This window comes from Cohnella sp. WQ 127256 (assembly GCF_024519285.1).
GTDB lineage: Bacteria > Bacillota > Bacilli > Paenibacillales > Paenibacillaceae > Cohnella.
Genome location: NZ_JAMZCY010000006.1, coordinates 348,192 through 373,931, shown reverse-complemented (window position 1 = coordinate 373,931; position 25,740 = coordinate 348,192). Strand labels below are relative to the sequence as shown.

Here is a 25,740-nt window from a genome sequence, read left to right as displayed (position 1 = left end):
CTAAAACAAATAAACAGTTTAAGAATAAACAGTAACCCGAAAGATAGACACTTCAGAAAAAAAGTGCCCATTTTTCGGGTTACTGTTTAATTATGGCTAAGGGACAACTCCTTAATGCATATAACCGTTAATTGACGCCTAATTCAGCAGATCAGACGATAGGGTAAGAAGGAAGGACTGATACCACTCTTCCCAGTTATTTTGATCCGGGTAATGGACATTCGGAATCTGTAAGATCGTGTTGTCCATTGTGTACGCTGATCCTCCGAGTATGAACTTTAAGGCGGGGTAGTCCTTGAGTGTAGCTTCGATCCATTTATCCAATGGACGAACGTGCTTAGGATCGGTAACCGAAATCGTGATGATCGAGATTTTTTTCATCTCAATAATACGCGATAAACCACTTACGGGCGTGTTCGGACCGAGATAAATGACCTCGAACCCCTTTTTCTTCAAGAACAAGCTGAAGTGCATTAAGCCGATCTGGTGATGCTCTTCTTCGGGACAGAAGGCAAGCACCTTCGGAAAACGCTGGTCCGTGGGGAGAATTCTAAAGAGCTGAGTAAATCTATGTAAAATTAACTGTGAAGCAAAGTGCTCTTGAGCAACACTCAAGAGGCCAGATTCCCAGTCTGTTCCGATTCGGTACAATACGGGAACAAGGATATGTTGAAACACATTCTCAAAATCGTACAAAGAAAAAGCGAGATCGATGATCTCATTAGCCTGCAAGGTATTAAATCGAATTAAATCTTCATATAGCTTTCCGATCATAGTATCGTATGTATTACCGGATTCGGATATCGTACTCAGATTGACATACTCCTGAGAAGTCGCTTGTTGTAGTAAACGAACAGCTTCGCTGATCTTAACCCCGTTTTCTTCCATCTGTTCTTTTAAAAACCTGAGCTTACCAATATCCTCTTCACTATATAACCGATGCCCGCCTTGGGTTCGGTGTGGGTTGATCATTCCGTATCGATTTTCCCAGGCACGAATTGTGACGACAGGAATGCCCAGAAGCTCAGAAGCTTTCTTAATGCTATACATCCTATTCCCCCCTCCTCTAAAACAATTATACATAAACTATACAAAATAACTATGGTTCGAGGTTTAAAAGTGGGATTCCGCCAGTCGAATAGATAAAGCTTGCAATACTTGTATAGGTTTTGTATAATCCAAATCAAATACTATACAAAATCTATACAAATCAGGAACTCAGAGAGGAGATCCTCTACATGATTAAAGAGAAGATTGAGCTCTATACGGATGCCCAAGTACTTGATCAGACTGAGGTTCTCACGGCGATAAAGCATTCGCTAGCCATGATTGAATTCGATATACACGGTAAAGTGTTATGGGCAAACGATAATTTAGCGAGAGCGATGGGTTATCGCTCCGATGAGATGTCAGGTATGCTGCATAGGCAGTTCTGCATGCAGGAATTTGTGAACAGCTCTGAATATAGCAAATTCTGGGATAATTTGAGAAATGGTGATTCCTTTCAGGATAAAATATTGAGGGTCACCAAGGATGGTCGTTCGATCTGGCTTGAGGCGACTTACATGCCCGTTCTAGATGCAGATGGTCGTGTAAGGGCTATTCTAAAAATCGCGACGGACATTAACGCAAGAGAGCAAGCTACGGCAGTAGTAACTGGAAAATTGTTGCAAATGTCGGAGGAGTTATTAGGTCGTGCTAAGGAAGGCATTACACGAAGTCGCGAAGTTGAATCCGCTATCGGAAGAGTTGTCGATGGGGCTAACGAGAATATGGCTGTTCTCCAACAGCTTGAGCAACAGACTGACTTCATTCGCGGTATGGTTCGAACGATTCGCGATATCGCTTCACAGACGAACCTGTTAGCCTTGAATGCGGCAATTGAAGCCGCCCATGCAGGTGAGCATGGGCGTGGCTTTAATGTGGTAGCGAGTGAAGTTCGTAAGTTAGCGGGTCAAGTGCAGGAAGCTACGAAGGAAGTAAATGTATACGTGGAGGGCTTCGTCACTCAAGTGCAACAAATCACCAAGGGGACCAAGCATTCGCAAGTTGTCGTAAGTGAAAGCCAGATCCGCATTCAGCAGGCTGTCAATGAATTCTTGGGTATCGATGAAGCCGCACGGCGGTTGGATACACAAGCTAAGGAGCTGGGTATTATTCTATAAGTATTTCTAGGATGCTGAATCCTCATTCAGGCAATGGGAGCGGGTCTCCCGAACAAATACCCCTGGAACAGCTTGAACCCATTATCACGAAGCCAAGCAAAGTCCACTTCATCCTCTACCCCTTCGGCTAAGGGGACTGAATTGATCTGAACTGCAGCTTCGAGCATTTTTATAGCAACTATTTGTTTTTCCGAGCTTATTGCGACCCCCTGTACAAATCCTTTGTCGAGCTTCATATAATGAGGCTTTAATTGTTGTAGCAGTTCGATTGTACTGAATCCTTCGCCAACATCATCCAGTGCGTACTGGAATCCATGGTGCTTGTAATAACCCAAGATGCTTTTCAAATGATCCAAATCATCGACCTGCTCCGTTTCCACGACTTCAAATACTAATTTCGAGGGGTCAATATTCAACTGTTGCGCCAGCTGAATGGTGGATTGCAAGCAGTGCTGCGGAGAATAAATGGAGGTCGGGATGAAGTTAATAAACACTTTGCCTGACAAGCCCTTAGAAGAACGAACAGCCGCCATTCTGCACAACCGATCGAGAGAGTATAACCGGTTGCGAAGCTTAGCTGCCTCGAAGACAGCTAACGGGGAAAGAAGACTACCGTCCTCCTGAACAAATCGTGCAAGCATCTCATGGGCGTAGACTGAGCCCTGTGCATCGACAATGGGTTGAGCATAACAAATGACGCGCTGCTGTAGGATGATGTCATCCACCCATTGAGACGAGAGCGTTACTTTTATCTCGCCAAACGGCTGCCATGACGCATCCTCTAACCGGAAGGTCAATTGCTCAATATTCATATGATCCTGGCAAAAGTCGTCTAAATCCGCGATCCCGGCTTCACTCACGAGCATTGTATTTTCAGTAGCCTTTACTAGGAAGCCCCTAGCACTTAGGAAGGGGATAATCTGGGGGAGAACGAGTAGGTTTCGTTCGCCAGCGGCCTTAATTTCATAAATTAGATTGGTCGGATAACAATTAGAGCATTGCGTCACAGAAGTCACGTCCTATGGATGAGAATGAAATGTCTATAGCTCACCTTTTCGACACTTCCCTAGCTGATCCTGCACTTTTTTAATAATAAATATAGTAAGGGGGTCATATTTTGGAGCTGCTCAATCGCAGAACCTTTCACGATTTGATTATATGTGGGGCCTATGAAGTCATCCGCCATAAGGAAGAGTTAAATGCCATTAATGTGTTCCCCGTGAATGATGGAGATACGGGGAGTAACCTGACACACCTCATGGAAACGATTATTAGGGATTCAAAATGGAAGGAACCATCCAGCGACACCTTGATGCTGATGAAATCAGCCTGTCTTCGCGGTTCGCGTGGGAATTCGGGGATGATCTTCTCGCAATTCATTATCTCGATGTGTAACTTTCTTCTAAATAATGAGGAGTTGAAAGAAAAACACTTTCTCGATATGTGTGAGCAGTCGGTGACGCAGGCCTATCAAGCTGTAGCTACTCCACAGGAAGGCACGATATTGACGGTGATGAAAACTTGGGTTCGTGTAATGAAGAGAAATGTTGATCGAACTAAAGGTATTCAAGAAATGCTCATTGAATCGTATGGAGAAGTTTGTGTTTCTTTGGACAACACGATGAATCAAATGGAGCTTCTAAGAAGGCATAATGTGGTGGATGCGGGTGCCAAAGGATTTGTTCTCTTTCTGTCTGGATTGATTACAGCAATCAAGAAACCCTACTTGGAACGAACAGAGGCGAGGGTAGCCCCCGCTTTCCAGACAGAAGCTCAGCAACATGAGCATGCCATAGAGATTAACCACTTGATATCAGAATATGATGACAACGGGTATCGGTATTGCACGGAATTCCTGCTTAATTGGGAAAGCGATACCTCTACAATGAAGGAGCAGCTTGCACACCTTGGAGATTCCTTAGTATTAGTAGGCGATGAGCAGCAGGGGAAAATACATGTTCATACGAATAATCCCGATCAGATCGCGGATCTACTTACGAAGAAGGGTACGATTGTGTATCAGAAGGTAGATGATATGAAACGCCAATTTGAAATACTTAGTGGCCCTAAAGCGACTATTGCTTTAGTCGTAGATTCTGCTTGTGATCTCCCGCAACACCTAATGGATGAACATCAGATACACTTGCTGCCTCTTCAAATTCAAATAGGGACTTCCTCCTACTTGGACAAAGTCACGCTGCAACCGGAATCGTTTTATGACAAACTATCAAACGCGGCTAACCAACCTAAGAGTTCACAACCATCTCCTGAGAGTATTACACGTAAGTATCAAGAGCTGCTGAACCATTATGATCATGTCGTGTCCATTCATGTGTCTAACGAATTAAGCGGAACCTATAATGCTTGTAATACTGTAGCTAAACAAGTCCATTCATCAAGAATTCATGTAATCAACTCTCGGACGCTTTCTGGAGCGCTAGGATTACTCGTATTACAAGCTGCAGAAGCGATTGCATCAGGGGCATCAATCGAAGAGATTAAGATGCTGCTCAGCAATCAAATACCGAAGTCGGAAATATTAGTTAGCGTCCCGACGCTTAAATATATGGTGCGTGGGGGTAGAGTCAGTCCGCTTAAAGGTAAAGTAGCAGCATGGTTGAATTTGAAACCAATCGTTTCGCTAGATCGCGAAGGAAAATCAATTCTTTATGGGAAGACGTTGTTCCGGAAGTCGAATCTGGGCAAGATGAAGCGAAAGATTGAGCGGATTCATCAGAAATACGGTGTAGCACAGTATGTGCTACTTCATGCCGGAGCTGGAGATGCGATTATGGGGTTTCAGAAACATATGGAATCGATCATGGGAGCTAAGCCCGTTTATATTTCAGATGTATCACCTGTCATTGGGGCTAGCGCCGGAAAAGGAGCAATTAGCGTTGCTATGTTGCTTGCAAACGATAATCGGAGGGGGGATTAGGAAATGGGTGAGCTTTATTTAATCAATGCATTGGCGATTTTCACTTTTATGGTCATTCTATTTATCATAGCGCAGATATTGAAAGACAATTCTATTATTGACATCGGATGGGGATTTGGTTTTGTCATCATAGCTATAGTTAGCTTCTTGAATCATGACGGTTATGGGGCTAGACAACTCGTCATCCTCCTATTGGTTGCGACATGGGGGATGAGATTAGCCATACATTTATGGATTCGCTCTATCGGACGAGGAGAAGACTTCCGCTATGCCAACTTCCGCAAAGCTTGGGGTAAGAATGCCATGCGTATTGCATTTTTCCGGGTATTTATGATGCAGGGATTGTTTATGCTCCTTCTTGCTTATCCAATTATTGCTACGAATGCAGATCAGAGCAATGGTAGATTGGATGGATGGGCTTGGGCGGGTATAGTTATCTGGATCATCGGCTTCTTGTTCCAAGTCATTGGTGATTATCAGTTGGAGCGGTTTAAGAAAACGAGACCCAATAAAGAAGCTGTGCTCAAAAGCGGTTTGTGGCGGTATACCAGACATCCAAATTACTTTGGTGAAGCGACGATGTGGTGGGGGATATTCCTCATCGTGCTTCCGGTACATTTGGGCTGGATAAGCTTGTTCAGTGCTTTGTTCATGAACCTTCTATTATTGAAAGTGTCCGGAGTTCCTTTCCTAGATAAGCGTTATTCCGGGAATGCCGATTATGCCCAGTACAAGCAGGAAACGAATCGATTTATCCCTTGGCCCCCGAAAAAGTCCTAAAATCAAAGAAGATGGCCCATGATGAATAAGGAGCCATCTTCTTTGTCTTCAGCCTCATCTTAATCTTGTAGCTTACTTCGCCAGCAGATTGTAGATCACTTGTGCGCTTTCCGCTCTAGTCATTACACTTTGCGGTACGAATTGTCCCTTAGCTCTGCCCTTCACAAGTTCGAGCTGCGCCGCTTCATCGACGTATTGAACCGCCCATGTGCTAACTTGTGCTCTATCAGAGAATTCGGATGGTTGAGCCGTATTCGTTGCTATGCCTTTGTCACCCTTCTTCACTTCCAACGTCCGAATGATCATGACCGCCATTTCCTCACGAGTAATCGTATCGTTCGGTCGGAATGAGTTATCTTGGCCACCTTTAACGATACCCTTCTTGCTAGCTGTCGCCACATAAGGAGCATACCAATCGCTTTTCCCGACATCATTAAATGTAGCTTCACCCTCGGCTTTAATACCTAGCGCACGAACTAACAATGCCGCGAATTCCGCACGGGTAATGCTCTTCTCTGGCATAAACTTAGTATCCGTAATGCCGGTTACGATTTGTTTAGCCGTTAAAGCCTTAATTACCGCATTAGCCCAATAGCTCGCTTTAACATCTTCGAATGACTTATCAAACTCTAGTACGGCATATTTACTAAAATGGGTAATTTCCGCCGTCATGAATTCACCTGCGAGAGTGCCTCCGATATACTCGAGCTTGCCATCATCACCGATAAAATAGATTCCGATCAAATCCTTGTTCAGGTTACCCGACACAAGCAACTTGATGATAAGCGGCTTATCAAATTTGGTCACCGGTATCGATTTGCCGTCTTTCGTGATAATACTTAACTTTAATTCATAAACCTGCGAGGCAGCTTTCAAATCAACTTTTCCTGCACCTGCGGTTTCAAGCAATGAATTTCCGTCTTCAGCCGAAATCGGCTTGAATTCGAAAGAGATTTGAGCTCCAGACGCATCTGTTCCGGAAACGAGCTTGCTAATCGAATCCAGCACAGAGCTTGGGAAGGTTACTGTTAGGTTAGCAGAATTCAGCACCAAACTATTGCCTCCAAGTAAATCCGCTGCCTGAATCGGTAGCAGGATGACTTGTTTGCCTGCCACCATTTGAACCTCTACCACGCCGTTCTTGCCATTCTTCAGGCTATCATCGTTAACGATCTGTACCTCCGGTTTTACCGGTACCGTCGGAGAGCCACCACCGCTAGATGAGGTTGATCCCGATTTCCACTTCACCGTTACCGTCAAGCTCGCTGTTACATCACCTGCATCTTGACTAGAAGCAGTAATCGTTGCCGTTCCTGCCGCAATTGCTGTCACTTTTCCGTTGCTATCTACGGTTGCGACACCTTCATCACTCGACGTCCAATCGATTCCCTTGTTCGTCGCGTTGCTTGGCTCAGTAGCCGCTGTCACTTCCGCCGTTTGTCCAGCGGTTAGCGCCAACGTTGTTTGTGACAACGTAATTTGACTTACTAGCACAATTACCGCTGGCGGATTAGCCACCGTTACCGTCAAGCTCGCTGTTACATCACCTGCATCTTGACTAGAAGCAGTAATCGTTGCCGTTCCTGCCGCAATTGCTGTCACTTTTCCGTTGCTATCTACGGTTGCGACACCTTCATCACTCGACGTCCAATCGATTCCCTTGTTCGTCGCGTTGCTTGGCTCAGTAGCCGCTGTCACTTCCGCCGTTTGTCCAGCGGTTAGCGCCAACGTTGTTTGTGACAACGTAATTTGACTGATTAGAACATCTAGATCAGATATACCGCTCAGAATGACCGTTCCTCCATCATCTCTACCTGGTAGCATAAATGTAATCTGTTGACTATCAGAAACCTGATAAGTCGATCCGCTGTATTCATCTTTAACTACAGTTCCAGCATTAAAAGGTACGTTAAGCGTTAATTCCTTGTCTTCAACAGCTGTATTAATGACAGTCACAACATCGACGCTGTTGTAACGTTTATTGAAGGCTAAGTAACCCTCCGCATCGGAGCCTCCCAGCTTCGTCCGAGTCCCCTTGGAATACACTTTAGAGAACTTCGCTCGAATGTTAAGAAGTGTCATGTAATGATCATGGAGCAGCACCTCGTCAGAAAGCTCATCCCACGGCATGTCACCGCGATTTTCGCTGAACTCCCCCTTGCTCATGTCTCCAGCATTTTTACCGGAACGGCCTAGCTCCTCACCATAATAAATGACGGGCTGACCTTTAGCCGTTATTTGCAAAGCGGCAGCAATCTTCAATTTACCTTTATCGCCGCCAACGTAATTAGACAAGAATCCGTCTTCATCATGGCTGCTCAGGAACTGACCCATTGTCGTTGCGTTATCAAGCTTAGTTTCGCGATCTGCCAAGTAAGCGTCAACCGTGTTGATGCTTCCATTTGCGAAATTTTGAGCTTGATTCTTGAAACCGAAATCGAGCAAGCTATCCATTTGACCATTACGAAGCGTTCCAGCATCGGTATCTACCGTTGCTCCGAATTGTTCACCGATGAGCTTAAACTCTGGATCAATGGCCGTAAGCGCATTTTTGAAAGCCTTCCAAGTCGTGCTTTCTACGTGTTTAACCGTATCTACCCGGAAATAATCGATGGAATCCCCACGATCCGTTCTTGCACGATTTAACCAACCTGCCTGCCAATCGATGATCTGCTGACGCACAGCTGGATCCTCCGTCTTGAAATCCGGTAAGAAGGCCACTTCCCCCTGAATTGGATTCGTATTCGCGGATACTCCATCTGTTCTCAGCATACCGGCAAACCGATCTTTGTCCTCTTGAGTAATGCTCGGTATGCTATCTCCCGGCTTCAGCCCGTAACCCGTATGATTGAGCACAACGTCGACCATGATTTTGATGCCCTTATCATGCGCCTTATCGATGAGCTCCTTGAAGGTGTCTAAATCCCCAAGGTGCTCGTCAATCACCGTGAAGTCCTTCGCCCAATAGCCGTGATAGCCGTATTGCTTACTGTTAAAATCAAGACCTTTGTTGAAATCAATGTTATCGACGATCGGTGTGATCCAGATCGTATTAATTCCAAGCTCTTGAATGTAATCCAGCTTGTCGATCATCCCTCTGAAATCTCCGCCATGGTAAGCCTCGAGATGGGTTTTGTCTACATTCTCATTGTTGGAAGGATCGCCATCAGCGAAACGGTCCGTAAGTGCAAAGTAGATGCGAGCTTCATCCCAATCAAAATCTAGCTTATCGTCTGTATATATTCTCGGGGCGACATTAACCGTAGCCGTGTGTTTATGTTTGTTACCATATACATCGACCAAAGTAACAGGAACGGTCTTCACACCTGCCGTAATCGTATCCTTCACCGAGAGCGATTGAGCCATTATCTCTGTGTCAAACTTCGCTTTAGACGAGCCACCTAATGACGTCATATCGAGATAGGCTTCCCGGTATGCGATAGGTTCAGATGGTATCACCGTGAGAGATAGAATGCCGCTTTCATTAGAAGCAATTGCACTCCGATTTACAGCAGATTGAATCGTAAGCGTAGGATTGCGATAGCTCACAATGGATTTGCCGTTAACGATGTTACTCGGATCGTTGACTTCAACTGTAGAGGCACCTTTACTCACAAGGAAGCTGTATTCATGATCTCCAACCGCTACATTCTCCAATGTGTAAGTGAACCATTCTTGAGCAGGGTCATACACCATCGTATAAGCCGTATCTCCAACTTTGACCTGTACGCCTGTAATGGTATCCATTTGGCCGTTCTTGAACAAGACATCGTCTCGATATAAAAAGGTCACATTACCATCATCTAGAATAGGTCCATTAATACTAGCTAACCTATCAACCTCGCCAACCATACTAGTGACATTGACTTTGGTAAAAGTTACACCAGGTTGGATCGGAATCAGACGGTCATATGAAATATCCTGCTTCGCCGTGTTCCAGTCTGTTCCTTTACGCAACATGAAACCTAAGCTTGTCGCCCCATCGGCAACTTCGATATTTACGGTTGCGATGCCCTTTTCTATTTTCGCGAAATCGATTTGATCATCCTTCACGCCAGAACCCCAAATCCAAAGGTTCCAATCTGTATAAACGCCATCCGGACGGATGTAATTTATCTGAACATAGCGTTTAGCTGCTGCCTTCGTTACGGTTACAGTAGCGTTTGCGGTTATCCCTTTATACGTAACCGTAATCGTGGCCGCTCCCAAGCTTGCTGCCGTCACTCGGCCAGCAGTCGTTACACTAGCGACACCTGGCTTATTAGAAGCAAAGGTCGCCTGAGCTGTTACGTTTCTTTTACTGCCATCGTCATATCTAGCAAAGACCGTTGTTTGGTGCGTATTTCCTGAAGGCAGTGAATATGCAGCACTATCCAGTTCTAATGACGTTAGAACCGCAGCCGCAGCATCCTTTTTAATAATGACTGCCGTTAGGGGATCTAGCGTAATGGAGCTAGCTGTTAAATTGAAACCGGACTTATCAGATACCTCAACGATACCTGCTTCATCACTGTCCACCAACACTGTCCCATCTGTTAAATCCTCAGACAACCCAATTGTTCTTGATGCGTTATCTGCATTAATAAATACGTAATATTGACCCGTGCCATCTGTTGCTTTGTTCTTGTAGCCGATGACAAGATCATTGGCAGCAATATCATCCGATGCAATCAGTGTAACGTTGGAATTTACCAAGTCCTTATCACCTAGTCTAAATGCATCAGTCGATTTTCTCAGCGCCATCAAGCCTGTTGTATAATCCCTTGTGATTTCATTCTCAGGGTGTAGACCATCAGCATTCGTCGCCTTATTCCAGTCGAACATATTGATTGCATCCGAGGAATCATAGGAATCATGAATGAAATAACCAAAACTTGTATCAGTGGCATCCTTGAATTCCGTATATTTCTGTTCCGGAATTCCGTCAGCCAGCCATTGCTTCGTCCGTCCGTATTCTTGCCCGGATTGCAGGAAGGCCGTCCCTTGAGACGTTAACATCATGAGATTGCCAAGTCTAACCCGCTTCAGAATTTCCAAATCATTAGCAGGGATAGATGGATCCTTCTTGATCGATTGTGCGATTACATCATACAGTGGAAGGTTATCATGCGCCTCGATATAAGGCACAACATCACCCGGATCATCCGCCGGAATGTTAGAAGGCTGCGCTTTAATGTTATTGAAAATCGTGCTGATGCTTCTTGCCCCACCCGTAATAAATCTCGGTTGGCCCTCAGAGCCGAAACCAGATTTCAATTCATTACGAATCTCATCGGAGAATACACCAACGTCATCCGTTTTATCCATCCAATCCTGGGTTGCCCCTTGACCGGCAAGGGACGGATCAGCTTTATCACCTGCGAAGTCCCTCCAGCCTTCACCAATGAACAACGCATTCGGATTGATAGCACTTGCTGCATTATAGGCATTTTGCACAGAATCATAGGTCGCGTAGCCCATCATATCCCAACGCATACCATCGATTTTGTACTCATTAAACCAATATTTGACGGAATCGACCATCAGCTTCTCTGCCATCTTATGATTGGTTGCAAGCATATTGCCGAAAGTGCCAAGGAAATTACCATTAGGATCCTGCCAAGCATAATAGCCTGGTACAATGTCGTTCAACGAATCTGTTTTTGCCATATGGGTATAAACAACGTCCAGAAGAACGCCCATTCCGGCATCATGTATCGCATCGATCATTCCCTTTAATTCTTTGATTCTTAGCTCAGGGTCAGTGGCGTCTTCGGAATAAGCGCCATCCGGCGAAAAATAGTTGTGAGGATCATAGCCCCAATTGTATTCATTGTCCTTAGCCGAGTAATCCAGCTCTCTATCACCCATCTTGGATTCATCCCCATAATACCAAGCCATGACAGGCATAAGTTGAATATGGGTAACACCTTGCGCCTTAATATAGTCTAGCTTCTTGGCAAATGCAGAGTAGGAGCCCCATCTCGCGTCGCCTAAATCGCCTTCAATCGAAGGATCGGACGTAAAATCCCTGACATGCATTTCGAGAATAATTGCATCTTCTCTCTTCTCATATCCTGCAATTTGTGCAAAATCATAACCTTCTGGATCCGTTCCTTTCAAATCCACGATTGCAGCTTTACCTACGAGATCACCATCAGGGCCAGCTTCTCCCTTAGAATTAACCGTGAACTGCGCCATGGATTTCGCATAAGGATCAAGTACCGGCTTTGTTACGCCGTTATTCGTTACTTCGTATTGATAGAAGTAGCCCTTCGTATCCATAGGGTTTTCATCTTCGTCTAATATCGTAATGTTTTCGGACCAAATTCCTCGCTCCCCCTTGATTAAAGGGAGATTGCCGATATTTACAGACGAGTCCGCTTTGTCATAAAGGTTTACCGTAACTGAGGTAGCTGTCGGCGCCCAGATCTTCAGTGTCGTGGTTCCATCCTCGTTATAAGTCGCCCCAAGGTCATCGTCACTGTAGCTGTCCAACTCGTCGAGCATTCTCCAACCGGAAGAGGCTGAGACGGTTTTTCCAGAATAAGTGATGCTGAGCGGGAGCTTATCTAGGTCAATGCTGGCAGTAAGCTCAACTGTATTCGCGTCTTTAATAACTGCATTACCTACGCTAACAGTACCTCCGTCTTTATCTTTAATTGTAATTTCATTCTTCAGTGCCGTAACGTCCAAGCCTTCAGTCATGGTGAATGAAAGAAGGATTTTGCTTAGGGATACGACCTCCGCAGTGACAAGACCGATAGGCAAATCTCCATAAGGGGAAATGTATACGTTATTGTCACCTTGTTTGATCCAAACATGATTGTATCGATCAAGAAGGCTAAAGGTTTTTGTATCCCCATCTTTAACGCCATTAGTTTTATCTAAAGCGATAAAGCTAATTTTTTTGGCATTTAGTTGGACAGGAACATCAATATAAGCACCATATCGATCCGTTTTATCCGCCGTAAAGGAAGTCGCGGCTGTCGGCCAGATTCCCAACGCCTCCGACTTCACAAGAACATCATCAAACAACCAAAGACCATATGAGCCGTAGTTCTGATCTGCTCTTGTATAGTGAATTCGAATCGTATTTGCTGCCAGATCTGCAGGTTCATAAGGGGAAACCACATCAGACCCCTGCTTGAGCCACACTTCGTTCATTGCAGACGATGTGAGTGCAAACACCTTATCTCCACCGTCTTTGGATTGATTAATCCGGTTAACGACGACTAAGCCAATTTTTTGTGCATTTTCTTTCATTGGAATATCAAGATATGCACCGTAGTTATCCTGTTGTTCCGCAATAAAAGGAGTGGCATCACTTGACCACGTTACAGACGGAGTTAAGACATCATTAAACAACCACAATCCCATATCCGTAGTGGGACCATTATAATGAACTCGCAAATGACCCGTGGGCACACTACTCGAAGCTCCCCCTCCTCCAGAAGTCGGAGGCAGAATAAAATCGGCAGCTACGTCGTGAGTAATGGCGTTGTACTTAAATGTGACAGGGAGTTCCTGTGGAAGGGCAAACGTTTTATCCACGCTTGGATATTCTTCACCCCATGCCGATCCCAATACGATCTTATAGTTAAACGTTCCTTGGTACACAGACTTTGTCACTGAGTACACATTATCGAAATCCGGATCGGTAAGAAGTGTACTCGCAACTCCAGGATTCCAATTATCCGAATCCCCTAATGCAAGCTGGACAGTGCCCACCACACGAGGAAGCTTGCTCTCTTCGATCGGATTGTAATAGGTTGAATCCGCAATTTTGTGAGTAACGTGGTTGTAATAGAAAGTTACAGCTGTCTCTGTAGGTAAAGTAAGAATGATATTGTCCGTTCCTGTTTTAGCAGGATTGGTGTAGCTATAGTAGCCATAACTTTCGGCCCAAGCACCATTAATGGCAACCTTATACTCATAACTACCGGCAGGAAGCGTCCCAGTAAACTTATAGTTGCCATTGCCCACATCTTCCATTTTCGTTGCTGTAGCTGTAGGATCCCAATTTCCGGTATGGCCCAATGCCATTTGTAAGCTACCAACTATTGTAGCCGTAGTTGGAGCACCCGCACTTGCCCGTGACGGAGCAACACCAAAAGACGATACAACAAGAGCAAGCGCCATCAAGATGGCAAACATCTTCTTCCTTCTCATTCCAACCTTCATTACCCTTTACCTCCCCTTTTTATAGCTAACTCCACTTCGTTTTCCACCAATTAATCGCGCAAACGTTTGCGCAAAATGGCATAACAACCCGAAAACCACTCTTGCTACACTTTCCATTCCATCTATGCCGAGTAAAACAAGTTGTGAAAGCGGTTTCCAATGCTCGTTTAATATATTACATCTCCAAATAAAGCGCTGTCAATCCAAAATATTCGTATAATTCTGATCCTTTTCCTCTCTTTTCAACACCTGGATTCACTTAAACGCCAGTTTGGTAACGTTTGCACAAAAGTTGCACAAGCATTTGTCATAAAAATAGTTATTTCGAACCCCTTTGCCCCTCTCGTACGCTAAATAATAATCTCAGCATCAATCTCACATTCCTCACGACGTACAGATATAATCTGCGGACAACCCACATATATATCTCGTAGATGCTTGTCAACGGGAGGGTTATCCGTATGCCTAAGCGCAGATCACTTCGAATGTTACTTTTCGTCGCTGCCGCTGCTGTACTTGTATTTTCTGTTCGATTCGGGTTTGCCGACGCATGGGTAGACCAATATGCTTTACCAGCTTCCGCAATATCCGAGTTACCGGCTATCGCCAATCCTCCTACGAATGTACCTAAAGCCGATCCGGTACCTGATATTCCCCAGAAGCTTCAAGCTGCCGTACTCAGCAACCGCGTAACGGAATACCATATTTCCGTTACCTTGGATGAACAGAGTGGGAGCTTAATCGGAGAGCAAAGCGTAACCTGGACCAATCCAGGCCGCAATGCCGTGTCCGAGCTTTATTTCCACCTGTACCCCAATGCCTTTGCGCCTGGAAGCACATTCATTAAAGAATCCAAAGGCCAGCTCCGCGGTGACAAAATGAAAGATGGAAGCTATGGGAACATGGCACTTACTTCCTTAACGACCGAGGAAGGAGAAACGCTGATGCCCCGTCTCCATTATGTTCAGCCAGATGATGGGAACAAGAGTGACCGGACTTTGGTGACTTTTCGACTTCCTGAGCCGGTCAAGCCTGGCTCGTCCATTTCCCTTCGCATGAAATACACGGTAAAGCTGCCTGATGTATTCGCTAGAATGGGTAAAGCTGGAGATTTCGTAATGGCAGGACAGTGGTTCCCGAAAATAGCCGTGTACGAAACTGCGGGAATGCGGGGACGGGCGACCGAAGGATGGAATTTGCATCAATATCATGGCAACTCAGAGTTCTATTCTGATTTCGGAATTTATAGCGTCCGCATTAATGTTCCTGACACCTATCAGGTTGCCGCTACTGGCTTCCAGACGAAAGCACCCGCCGTCTCAGGTGGTCGCAAAACGTTCCAATTTTACGCAGATGATGTCCATGACTTCGCTTGGTCTGCTTCTCCTGTATTCGAATACATCGAGGATTCCTTCTCCTCGCCTGGAATTCCAGGCGTACGCATTAAGCTTTATCTGGACCCCCTGCACAAGGACTTAAAGGATCGTTACATGCATGCAGCCAAATCTGCACTTGCTAAGCTTGGACAATGGTACGGCGAGTATCCTTACTCCACATTGTCAGTCGTCGTCCCTCCAGCAGAAGGCAATGGCGCAGGCGGAATGGAATACCCGTCATTAGTTACAGCCGCATCGGCACAGGATAGCAATCCCGGCTACGAGCTAGAGCGAACACTTGTCCACGAAATTGCTCATCAATATTGGTATGGCTTAGTTGCCTCCAATGAGTTCGAGGAAGCATGGCTGGACGAGGGCTTCACCTCCTACACCGAAGATAAGCTAATGTCCACGATCTATGGCGTGGTTCCTAACCTTCCGGTCGAGGCTAGCTATATGACCCACCCTGAACCGCTTAATCAAGCTTCCTGGCGTTACAGCTCATCTGGCGGCTATGCCGAAAATGTCTATTTGCGGGGTAAGCTCGTGCTTTCCTCCTTAGAACGGCAAGTCGGAGATAAGACGATGAGTAAGATCATGCGCACCTATTTTCAAAAGTATAAATTCAAGCATCCTTCCTCCTCCGACTTCCAGAGGGTCGTTGAGAGCGTAACGAAGACGAAGTGGACCGACTTCTTCCAAGCTTATGTCCAGCAAGGGCAGATGGCCGATTTCTCTGTCCAAACCATTACTACGAATAAAACTGCTAATGGATATGAGAGCATTGTACTACTCCGACGCGATGGTGGGAGCCCTCAACCGGTATCGATCTGGCTGCAATTCCAGGACGGACAATCGGTCCGCAAGAAATGGGACGGTGTGCAAAGTCACGTACAGTTGAAGCTTCAATCAGATACTCCGTTAATCTATGCAGCAATTGATCCTAACACTAATGTTGTGCTCGACAATCGCAGATATAACAACTATCTCAAGGGCGACATTCCCCAAGAGAAACGTACACGAACGGTCACTGGCATAACACAAATCATTGAAGGACTGCTCGGAACAATGGCATGGTGAGGTGAATGAGATGCGTCAACGATTAAAAATGGGATGGGACATGACCGTTCGGCATAAGTATGTATTGGTTCTGCTTTTTCTGTATCGCTTGTTATGGGGATTTTTTCTATACCGGTTCATTGATTCGGTTGTAACGCCCATCTTAGCGCGTTATCCGGATCAGCACCCAAACTCTGACGCAGCTCATCTGTTCCTCATTGAAGCCCAATTCCGTCTACTCAAGACAGACCTTATCAACGAGGTTCTTTGGATGCTAGGCGGATTACTTCTCCTACGGATGGTGCTAACTCCTCTGTTCAATGCTGGTGTTTACTTCTCCTTCTATCATGCTGTGGAAGGAGAAGGAACTCGAGTGTTGTCCGGGATGAAACAGGTTTGGAAGCCGGTAACCCTACTCTACTGGATAGAGAATGGTCTAGTGCTGCTTCCCGCAATATGGCTGCTGCCACTTGCCAAAGACCTATTTTTCTCAGAGTCTTCTCTGACTGCTTGGCTTCAGGGATTACTCCCCTATGCCGCCGCATGGATGGTATTCGGATTTATCATTCATCTCCTCTTTCAATTTATGCAGTTCGGGGCGGCCTCGCAAGAAGGGATCTTCAAGGGTCTAGGATTGGCACTTCGTCGGGTGCTCCCTCTGCTAGGAATTTCATTCATCTTGCTCGGCGTCGGATTGGCAGTGTTCGCTACAGCCTGGGCTATCTCCTTTTTCTGGTCGGGATTTCTCGCCGTAGCGCTGCATCAAGCTTTCCACTTCGTACGCTCCCTTCTTAAGCTGTGGACTTCCGCTTCACAGTATCAGGTATGGAGTACAACGGAGTCGTAAGCTCCTTGTCCCAATCGATAATATTAGACACGGGACACACCCCGGTTGCGCCTTTTGTTGGCTGCTGCCGGGGTTTGGCGTTATTATCTATGGGATAAATATAGGCGACAGGAGGGCATTCATCGCGAGTTTATAAGTCCAGATTAAGGAATTCTCATTTAGAAGATGCAGGAAATTTGTCAGAATAACAGAATATATAAAGTTATGAAATCAAAAAACTGCCGAGTTCCCGCGTGTCGGGAAACGGGGGAACCATTAGTACGGGTGAATTGGCTTTGCTTCACAGGAGCCATAGGGGAACCTTCTACCGAACCCTCCAGCTAACCTCGTAGGCATTGGAAGGAGTCACCTGTTTTGCGTAAAGTATCAATGTTTTTGTTTTCCCTAGCAGTCCTTCTTGCTTTTCAAGTAGGCAGCGCATTCGCAGACTCCAAGCTAGACAAAGCAGTTGCACCACTGATCGGAATCGATTACGACTACGGCGGAACGACGACTAAGGGATTTGATTGCTCCGGCTTTACCGGGTATGTATTCAATGAACTTGGCATCGACTTGCCTCGTACTTCGAAAGATATGTTCAGTTGGGAGAAAAGTAAGAAAATAGCGACTGATGAGCTTCGTCCTGGTGATCTCGTGTTCTTCAATACGAGTGGCAGTGGTGTCTCTCATGTCGGAATCTATGTGGGTAACAACAATTTCGCCCATGCAGCATCCAAAGGCGTTACGATTACTTCTCTTGACGAAGGTTATTATGCTAAGCGTTACCTCGGTGCGCGTCGCGTAATGAGCGATGATACGTACAACAAAGTAGCTACTGAGCCTGAAGTAAAGGAAGTAGCTTCGAAGTAATTATCCCAGCATAAACGTAGGGGCGATCTCAAAAGTGATTAACTTTTGAGACCGCCCCTACGTCTTTATATGCTAGCTTTGTCATGGATAGCTACCCTCATGTTGGTGTTGCGCCTGCTTTATATATCTTCAACGTCATAATCGTACCGAAAAAGATCTGTATTGCCTTGTTTTCTGTACGGTTGATGAACCATGTAGCAAAAGACGGGGGCTCCGTTAAGGGAAGCTGGCGGACGTTCTCCACAAAGTAGAGCAACTCTGTCACTTCGTCACTGGATAAATACTTAGACGATATTCTTCTTAAATCCTTCATGCTTTCTGCAGAGCGATCTTTCAGCTCGAACTCAACCTCTACATCCCCTGAACCATCTTTAACCGTGACGTACTGACTATCCATCACCGGTGTTTCTGCATCGGATTTCTCCAGAGATTTCGATTCACCTTCATCTGGTTTTATCGCGCTAACACCAACGTTTTCCTTGCCAGTCGTTACATTGAGCTCGGCAGTTCCAGTAAGATTCATAAGGAATAGGTTGTCTCTAGATTCATAATAAACCCAACCATCCTGAAAAGTGTGCACACTCATCACATTCTCAAAGCTTAGCGTTTTCTTTTGCTTCGTATCCAAATTAAGCTTGAACAAACCATTCAATCTGCCCTCATTATAGTAAATGAAGCCCTTATTATATTTCGTTTCACTCACGTATTCTGACATAAACAGCTTGGTTGTCGGAGATTGGATTGAGGTGACATAATATTGGCGCCCATAATGGAAGAAAACGCGATCTCCATGTATGATACTTGGGCCAACAGGATACCGATCAGAAAGCTTCTGAGCCTTCGTCCCATCGTAGCTTGCACGGTAAAACTCTTCTTTACCGCTTTTCTTGTTAATCTGCGTATAGTAGACCCACCCGTTCGTAAAGTTGAACGAGTCAATACTTCTCATAATACGATTTGTTTTTATAACAGCGGATTTTGTACCCTTGTCATTAACTCGCATTAAAGCGGGCTCCTCCGACTTACTGTTCCACGAATTGTTCGTGGAATAATAAATCCAATTGTTCTCAATATGCTCTAATCTGATATTAGACTCCGTAATTTCCGCTACCCGAGTCGACTTGAAGGTGTTCAAGGAAACCTTATAGATTTCAGTATTGTCTGTACCGTGTTCCGTCGAGTAATACAAATACCCATTGGCAATGATCCAATCGTCGATATACAATTCCTTCAGATCCAGGACATGTTTATCATTGGAGCCATCCAAGCCCACTGAACGTAACTGATCCTTACCATTAAAGCTGCTGAGGATATAATAAACCGAATCCTTCTGTACGCTGATATCGACATACGCCCCAATATTTTTCAACAAAACTTTACGTTTCGCTCCATCTTCCCCTATTCTGACCAGATCAGAGATTCCACTCCGGTAAAACAACTGATTAAAGGCGAGATTCATATCATAAGCTCGTCTTTCAGATAATAAAGGAATCTCCTCATTCGCCGATCCATCTAAGTTCATTTTAAAAACATGCTCTTCGTCGGAATAGTAAATGGCGTCTGCACCGACGTTCATCAACATGGAATATTGGATTGCCTTAGTCGATAGCTTCAATATAGGAGCTTCATCCGTCCCGTCAGTCTTCATTCTCCTAATTGAATTGTCCAGCGTCGTAAAATATATCCAATCCTTATAGACTGCGAGATCAGGGATATACCCCAGCTTACTCTCGTAAAGTTTCTTTTTGTTTTTGCCTTCCAGGTCAAAGCTCATGACTGTTTTGTCAGCCGTATAATAGATCCGATTCCCAGCAACAACGACATCATACAAGCTGGATAAGCCAAAATCCTTATAGCCCGTCCCGTCCGTCTTTATTTTGAAAAACTTAAAATCCTTAATGTAAATCCAACCGCCGACAACGTACATGTAGGCTCTATCGTCCAGGGATTCTTTGGTCGGTATTTTCTTCCTACCCGTGCCGTCCGTTCTGATCTTATATAACTCATAGCTCTCGGATGCGCTATGATAGCCCACCGACTTGAAATAATAGATCCAGTCGCCGACGATATTAAGTTGCTTGCTCCGATCCTGATTGACTCTAGTTATTGTTGTCTGATCTTTATGTCTCTTATAGATCGCATCGTTCTGATCCGGATTGATAAAATAAATCCAGTCTCCGGAAACGGCAACCAATCCATCATTGTGTAAATTTCCTTGTGTTTCCTCTTGCGCTCCTGATTTCACTGGCGATTCAGCATAAGCTTGAGGAATAGATGATAATAGCATTGCGATAGTAATGACTGCAGCTAGGAATCTCTTCAACATTCGCACCTCTTGGATTCATGTTAGAATTCGTCGGATTATCGTACATTTTTTACAATATACGGAAGTCCAGAGATGAGTATATCATTACATTCGCATATAAATCTATACGATCATAGAAAAAAAGGCCAACCCGAATAATTGGATTGACCTCATCCTACGAACAGACTCTCTTAGAAATTGAAACAACCATCATTGATCGTTTGCGCTGTTATACACTTCAAATCTACTTAATGTTGGACACCATCTGGATTCAGCAATGAGAAGACGAAGGCGTCTTGCCTTTACTTCGTTGAACCGGCAAATATGCTTGTAGCCAACGATAGTTCCTTCATATAATGGCTGCCATGCTTCTCCATCTTGCCATTCCACACTGAAGCGTTCGATACGTTGTCCTTCTCGAATGTATTCAGCTAGTACAATCCGATCGAAGGCTTGCTCGCTGCCCAAGTCGATATTCAGCTCTACTTGCTCAACGCCTTCAATTGCACTCCAGTATGTCGATGAGCTTCCGTCTGTAATCCGCTGAGCAGCGTTGTCAGATCCCTTCTCGCTGGAAGCTTGGACCACTGCGTCCTTAGCCAGATTGATACGATATACCTCTTGGATTCGTTGACCTAGCTCCTTCAACCTGCGGGCATCATTCTCATGAATAAGTCCACGCTTATCTGGGGGGAGGTTAAGCAGGAAGGTCGCGTTTCCACCCACTGTTCGCTCGTACAGGTCCATCAATTCATCCAATGACTTCACAAGGTCATCCTCTGCTGCATGATAGAACCATCCAGGACGGATGGATGTATTGACCTCGGATGGATACCAAACCACTTCTTCCGCTTCAGCGAGAACAGTCCGGCTCCCTAAATCTTCTTCCTCAGAGCTAACGCGCTTGGCAAATTCGCCGTCATCAGCCTGCTGTGAATTCCCTTGAATCTTCTCATTATCCTGCATGCTAGCTGGTACGACACTCCATTCCGAAGTCCTCGTATGCCCGGCTTCGTTCCCACACCAGCGTACGTCCGGTCCACAGACAGAGATGACAGCGTTCGGTTGAAGCTCCCGGATGATCCCATAATAAGCATCCCAGTCATAAACTTGGCGCTTGCCGTTCGTTCCTTCTCCGCAGGCTCCATCGAACCATACACAGAATAACTCTCCGTAACCACTAAGCAGCTCCCGCAGCTGGTTCACAAAAAACGTGTTGTACTCAGGAGAATTGCCGTAGCTTGATTCGTGTCGATCCCAAGGAGACAAGTAAATACCAAACTTTAATCCCGCCTCACGACATGCGTCCGCTACCTCGCGAACCAAGTCCCCTTCGCCACTGTTCCATGGGCTATTTTTAACCGAATGCTCGGTATAAGCGCTTGGCCACAAACAAAACCCGTCATGATGCTTACAAGTTAGAATAAGTCCCTTCATCCCAGCGGACCGACACGCCTCTACCCATTGCGAAGCACTAAGCTCTGAAGGATGAAATAGAGATGGACTCTCGTCGCCCAAACCCCATTCCCGATCCGTAAACGTGTTAACTGTAAAATGAATAAATCCGTAAAACTCCAGTTCCTGCCATGACAGCTGACGCTGTGAAGGGGTAATCTGGGCTGCATCGCGAATCGAAACTCCCATCCTGAAGCTCCCCTTTCTAAACTTTATTAAGTTAACCCAAGATAGCCTTGTCGGTCAGTTTAACGACTGGATTCGCTGTACCATGAATTTCAAATACGACCAACTCATTCTCCCCTTCCCGCAACAGCGGGGCAGGTACATATAGAGTACGAGTAGGACCGGCTTCCCAGTAGCGACCTAGATTAAAGCCATTCAAGAACACGCTACCCTTCGTCCAACCGTCCATAAGAACAAAAGTATCCGCCAGTTGGTCTACATTAAACGTCCCTCGGTAAAAAGTCGGAAGCGGATTCTGCCCCGCTTGACGCGTTTCACTGTTCGCTTCATAAGTAAGTCCCTCAAGGGACTTGGCGTCCAATGGAAGCGGATAGATCGTCCAATCATAGAGGAACTGATTGTCCAGTCTAACTCCTTCTGTAATGCCTTTACTATCACGCATTAAAGGTCCGTAATTTACACGACCCATATTTTCCACTAGGATGTCGAGTCTAACCCCTTCTGCTGGAACTTCAAGCGGAAGGGCAACAGGATTCCAACGCTCTACTGTTCCAACATAAACTCCGTTCGCAAACACAAGCGCACGGTCGCGCACTTCCTGCAGCGTCAGCTTCATCCCACTTCTCGGACCTGTAATCCGCGTAGAATAAACAATAAAGCCGTAGTCTTGTCCTACCTTCTCCATCGGATCCGGGCAAGTCCGTGCAACTGGCGCGGACAGAACATTTAACTGTTCGAATAAGTCCGCAGATTGCTCCATTCGAACCTCTCCATACGCTCGCTTCGGAATAGGTGCAGGCAATTGTAGCTCCGGCAAATCGACGTAACGCTCCAATACTTTACGTACAGCATAGAACTTCTCTGTCGGCTCACCGGATTCATTCAATAACGTATCATAATCATAGCTGTTTACAGTTGGCTCATATTGTTTAATATGGTTAGCACCATTATAGAATCCGAAGTTCGTGCCGCCATGGAACATGTAGAAGTTTACCGAAGCGTCTTCCTGCAGCATCTCCTCCAGAACTTCTGCGATTTCTGCTGCTGGGCGAGACTGATGCTCCTCCATCCAATGATCGAACCAGCCATTCCAGAATTCCATACACATCAGTGGACCTTCCGGCTGATATTCACGCAACTTGCGGAATGCCTCTGCGGCACGCGATCCAAAATTGACCGTCTCTAGCACTCCCTCGACCATGCCTCCTTGAAGCATATGGTCCTCCGGCCCATCTGAGGTAAATAACAATACATCCATATCGCGGTTAATCATTGCATCTCGAATGTAACCTAAATATTGCTTGTCGTTGCCGTAGCTACCGTATTCATTCTCAATTTGCATCGCGATAATCGGCCCACCATTCGTGCATAGCAATGGCTTAAGACGCGGTAGGAGCTCATCAAAATAAGCATCTACTTTGTCTAAGTAAGCTTTATCATAACAACGAAGCCTCATATTAGCGTCCGCCAACAGCCATGATGGTAAACCACCAAACTCCCACTCCGCACATATATACGGGCTTGGTCGAACGATCACGTGTAGACCTAGCTCACCAGCGAGCTCGACGAATCTCTCGAGATCTGCGATACCCTCAAACTGAAATTGTCCCTCAACAGGTTCGTGTATGTTCCATGCAACATAAGTTTCAACCGTATTAAATCCACAAGCCTTAAGCTTAAGCAGACGATCTTCCCAATATTCGGGCACCACACGAAAGTAATGAATGGCCCCCGACAAAATCCGGATGGGTTTGCCTTCATATATAAACTGATTTCCTTCTGTAGCGAATGTAGTCAATTTGGAACATCCTTCCTATTGGCTGATACTAACACTTTAACATTAACCCTTCACGCCACCAAGCATCATTCCTTGGGTTAGCTTCTTCTGAAGAAGCGCGTACACAAGAATGGTCGGTACGAGTACGATGACTAGACCCGCGAACAAAGAACCCCAGTCCGTCGCGAAGGTTTGAATCTGCATCAGATTCGCTAAGCCGATCGGGATTGTTTTCTTAGCATCATCCGTAATGAGAGTCATCGCTAGTACATATTCATTCCAGAAATCGAAGAAGCTGAACACTATTAGCGTAATGATCCCCGGGCGCGCCATCGGAACAATGACCTTGAAGAGCGTACCGAAATAGCCACTCCCATCGATCATAGCTGCTTCCTCATAATCATGTGGGATGGATTTCATGAATCCCGTTAGCAAGAATACGGAAAAGGGTAAGCTTCCGGTCGCATACACGGCGCTGAGCCAGAACCTGTTATCAAGCATACTGAGATCATTCATCATAATGAACAGAGGTACGATAATGTACACACCACCGATGAACAAACCCGCCATATAGAAGTTAGTTAAGAACGAACGACCGCGAAATTTCATCCGTCCAAGTACATAAGCAGTCGGAACCGCAGCTAACAAAAGTACCCCCATCGACATGACTACGACAAGGACGGAGTTAATCATGTAGTCGCCGATTTTGGCAGTGGTGAAAGCCCGAACATAGTTATCCCAATTGAAGGAGGTAGGAAGGGCCCATGGGCTCTCCATGACTTCCTGATTGGTCTTGAGTGAAGCAAATACGTTCCATATTAAAGGGTATACGACGATGAAAGTCTGCACGAGCAGGAATACCCGCAGCGCAAGCTTTCCGAGAGACGCGGAAGTTTTCTTTTTCGCCTTGATGGATGCTTGATTAGCAGACATATCAGTTCGATCCCCTTTCCGTTAATTTATTGCTGATCAACGCCAGCGAGACAGAGACGATGAAGATAAACACGCCGATTGCCATAGCGTAGCCGAAGTTAGAGTTCGTGAATGCTTGGCTGTAGAGGTACGTCATTACGACCTCCGAGTGACGATCCGGTCCGCCTGCCGTCATGATCGAAACAATGACGAAGCTTATCGTCATCACTCCATTAATGCTGAAGATGATGGTCACACGAATAATTTCCCATAGCATTGGGATCGTAATATGGAAGAACTGTTGGACACGGGTTGCTCCATCTAATCCTGAAGCCTCATACAAATCAGGTGAAATGCTGTCTATACCCGCCATGTACATGACCATGTAGTAACCAGCTGCTTGCCAGATTAACGTAACCGCCAATGCCCAGAGCACCGTACGTTGATCGCCAAGCCAAGACATCGCCCAATCTCCTAGACCAATCATTTCAAGCCCAGCGTTAACGAATCCCATCGTCGGATGGTAGATAAACGACCATAGAATCGCGACGACAACGAAGGATAGAATACTCGGGAAGAAAAATACGGTTCGGTAGAAGCCCTTTTCCTTCAGCTTCGTTTGTGTTAGTAGTGATGCATTAATTAACGCAATCAATAACGTTAATACAGGAACGACGAGCATAAGGAAACCCGTGTTGCGCAGAGCGAGAAGAAACGTATCGTCATGGAACATATCCACGAAATTTTGGAGACCGATAAATTTCGGCTTATCGCCAACACCGGTCCATAAGTAAAGGGATTTATGGAAAATCTGTATGGTCGGATATACTTTGAACAGGAAAAACAGTATAAGACCTGGAATTAAGCAGGCCGCTATGAAGAATCCCCGTCTTGTTTTCATAGTCATTTTCATGGCATTCACCAATCC

The 25,740-nt window shown here is 45.5% G+C and carries 14 protein-coding genes and 1 riboswitch; of the genes, 6 read left to right on the top strand and 8 right to left on the bottom strand.

Going from position 1 to position 25,740, the window contains the following annotated elements:
* Positions 1-138 precede the first annotated feature (138 nt).
* Positions 139-1,050: a MerR family transcriptional regulator gene (locus M1K58_RS20005; protein WP_256760643.1), complete on the bottom strand. Its 912-nt coding sequence runs from the start codon at positions 1,048-1,050 to the stop codon at positions 139-141.
* A 188-nt stretch (positions 1,051-1,238) separates the two neighbouring features.
* Between M1K58_RS20005 and M1K58_RS29530 the strand changes: the two genes are divergently transcribed.
* Positions 1,239-2,165, top strand: coding sequence for a methyl-accepting chemotaxis protein (locus M1K58_RS29530; RefSeq protein ID WP_306220579.1), 927 nt, complete (start codon positions 1,239-1,241; stop codon positions 2,163-2,165).
* 26 nt (positions 2,166-2,191) lie between these two features.
* Here the strand turns inward: M1K58_RS29530 and M1K58_RS19990 are convergent, their stop codons facing one another.
* The gene (locus tag M1K58_RS19990; RefSeq protein ID WP_256760642.1) at positions 2,192-3,172 is read right to left on the bottom strand and encodes an EAL domain-containing protein; all 981 of its coding nucleotides are present in this window, start codon (positions 3,170-3,172) and stop codon (positions 2,192-2,194) included.
* A 110-nt stretch (positions 3,173-3,282) separates the two neighbouring features.
* Here M1K58_RS19990 and M1K58_RS19985 point away from each other — a divergent pair, with 110 nt between their 5' ends.
* Positions 3,283-5,103: a DegV family protein gene (locus M1K58_RS19985; protein WP_256760641.1), complete on the top strand. Its 1,821-nt coding sequence runs from the start codon at positions 3,283-3,285 to the stop codon at positions 5,101-5,103.
* Between the two features lie 3 nt (positions 5,104-5,106).
* Positions 5,107-5,883, top strand: coding sequence for a DUF1295 domain-containing protein (locus tag M1K58_RS19980; RefSeq protein ID WP_256760640.1), 777 nt, complete (start codon positions 5,107-5,109; stop codon positions 5,881-5,883).
* 72 nt (positions 5,884-5,955) lie between these two features.
* On the opposite strand, the gene M1K58_RS19975 is transcribed toward M1K58_RS19980, so the two are convergent.
* Positions 5,956-14,046, bottom strand: a complete 8,091-nt coding sequence (locus M1K58_RS19975; protein ID WP_256760639.1) for a pullulanase — start codon at positions 14,044-14,046, stop codon at positions 5,956-5,958.
* A 461-nt stretch (positions 14,047-14,507) separates the two neighbouring features.
* Between M1K58_RS19975 and M1K58_RS19970 the strand changes: the two genes are divergently transcribed.
* The 3 genes from M1K58_RS19970 (at position 14,508) to M1K58_RS19960 (ending at position 18,177) form a co-directional block, all read left to right on the top strand.
* A complete protein-coding gene (locus M1K58_RS19970; protein ID WP_256760638.1) occupies positions 14,508-16,502 on the top strand; it encodes a M1 family metallopeptidase in 1,995 nt (664 codons plus the stop codon).
* Between the two features lie 10 nt (positions 16,503-16,512).
* Positions 16,513-17,328, top strand: coding sequence for a hypothetical protein (locus M1K58_RS19965; protein ID WP_256760637.1), 816 nt, complete (start codon positions 16,513-16,515; stop codon positions 17,326-17,328).
* Between the two features lie 209 nt (positions 17,329-17,537).
* A riboswitch (cyclic di-AMP (ydaO/yuaA leader) is annotated at positions 17,538-17,678 on the top strand.
* A gap of 4 nt (positions 17,679-17,682) precedes the next feature.
* Positions 17,683-18,177, top strand: a complete 495-nt coding sequence (locus tag M1K58_RS19960; RefSeq protein ID WP_256760636.1) for a C40 family peptidase — start codon at positions 17,683-17,685, stop codon at positions 18,175-18,177.
* Between the two features lie 97 nt (positions 18,178-18,274).
* Here the strand turns inward: M1K58_RS19960 and M1K58_RS19955 are convergent, their stop codons facing one another.
* The 5 genes from M1K58_RS19955 to M1K58_RS19935 all read right to left on the bottom strand — a co-directional run bounded on the left by M1K58_RS19955 (position 18,275) and on the right by M1K58_RS19935 (position 25,725).
* On the bottom strand, positions 18,275-20,503 hold the full coding sequence (locus M1K58_RS19955; protein ID WP_256760635.1) for a DUF5050 domain-containing protein: 2,229 nt from the start codon (positions 20,501-20,503) through the stop codon (positions 18,275-18,277).
* A gap of 189 nt (positions 20,504-20,692) precedes the next feature.
* Positions 20,693-22,126, bottom strand: a complete 1,434-nt coding sequence (locus M1K58_RS19950; protein WP_256760634.1) for an alpha-L-fucosidase — start codon at positions 22,124-22,126, stop codon at positions 20,693-20,695.
* A gap of 31 nt (positions 22,127-22,157) precedes the next feature.
* Positions 22,158-23,921, bottom strand: a complete 1,764-nt coding sequence (locus M1K58_RS19945; protein WP_256760633.1) for a glycoside hydrolase family 35 protein — start codon at positions 23,919-23,921, stop codon at positions 22,158-22,160.
* Between the two features lie 42 nt (positions 23,922-23,963).
* Positions 23,964-24,833 (bottom strand): carbohydrate ABC transporter permease, encoded by an 870-nt coding sequence (locus M1K58_RS19940; RefSeq protein WP_256760632.1) that lies wholly within the window; start codon positions 24,831-24,833, stop codon positions 23,964-23,966.
* Between the two features lies 1 nt (position 24,834).
* A complete protein-coding gene (locus M1K58_RS19935) occupies positions 24,835-25,725 on the bottom strand; it encodes a carbohydrate ABC transporter permease (protein ID WP_256760631.1) in 891 nt (296 codons plus the stop codon).
* Between the last annotated feature and the right edge of the window lie 15 nt (positions 25,726-25,740).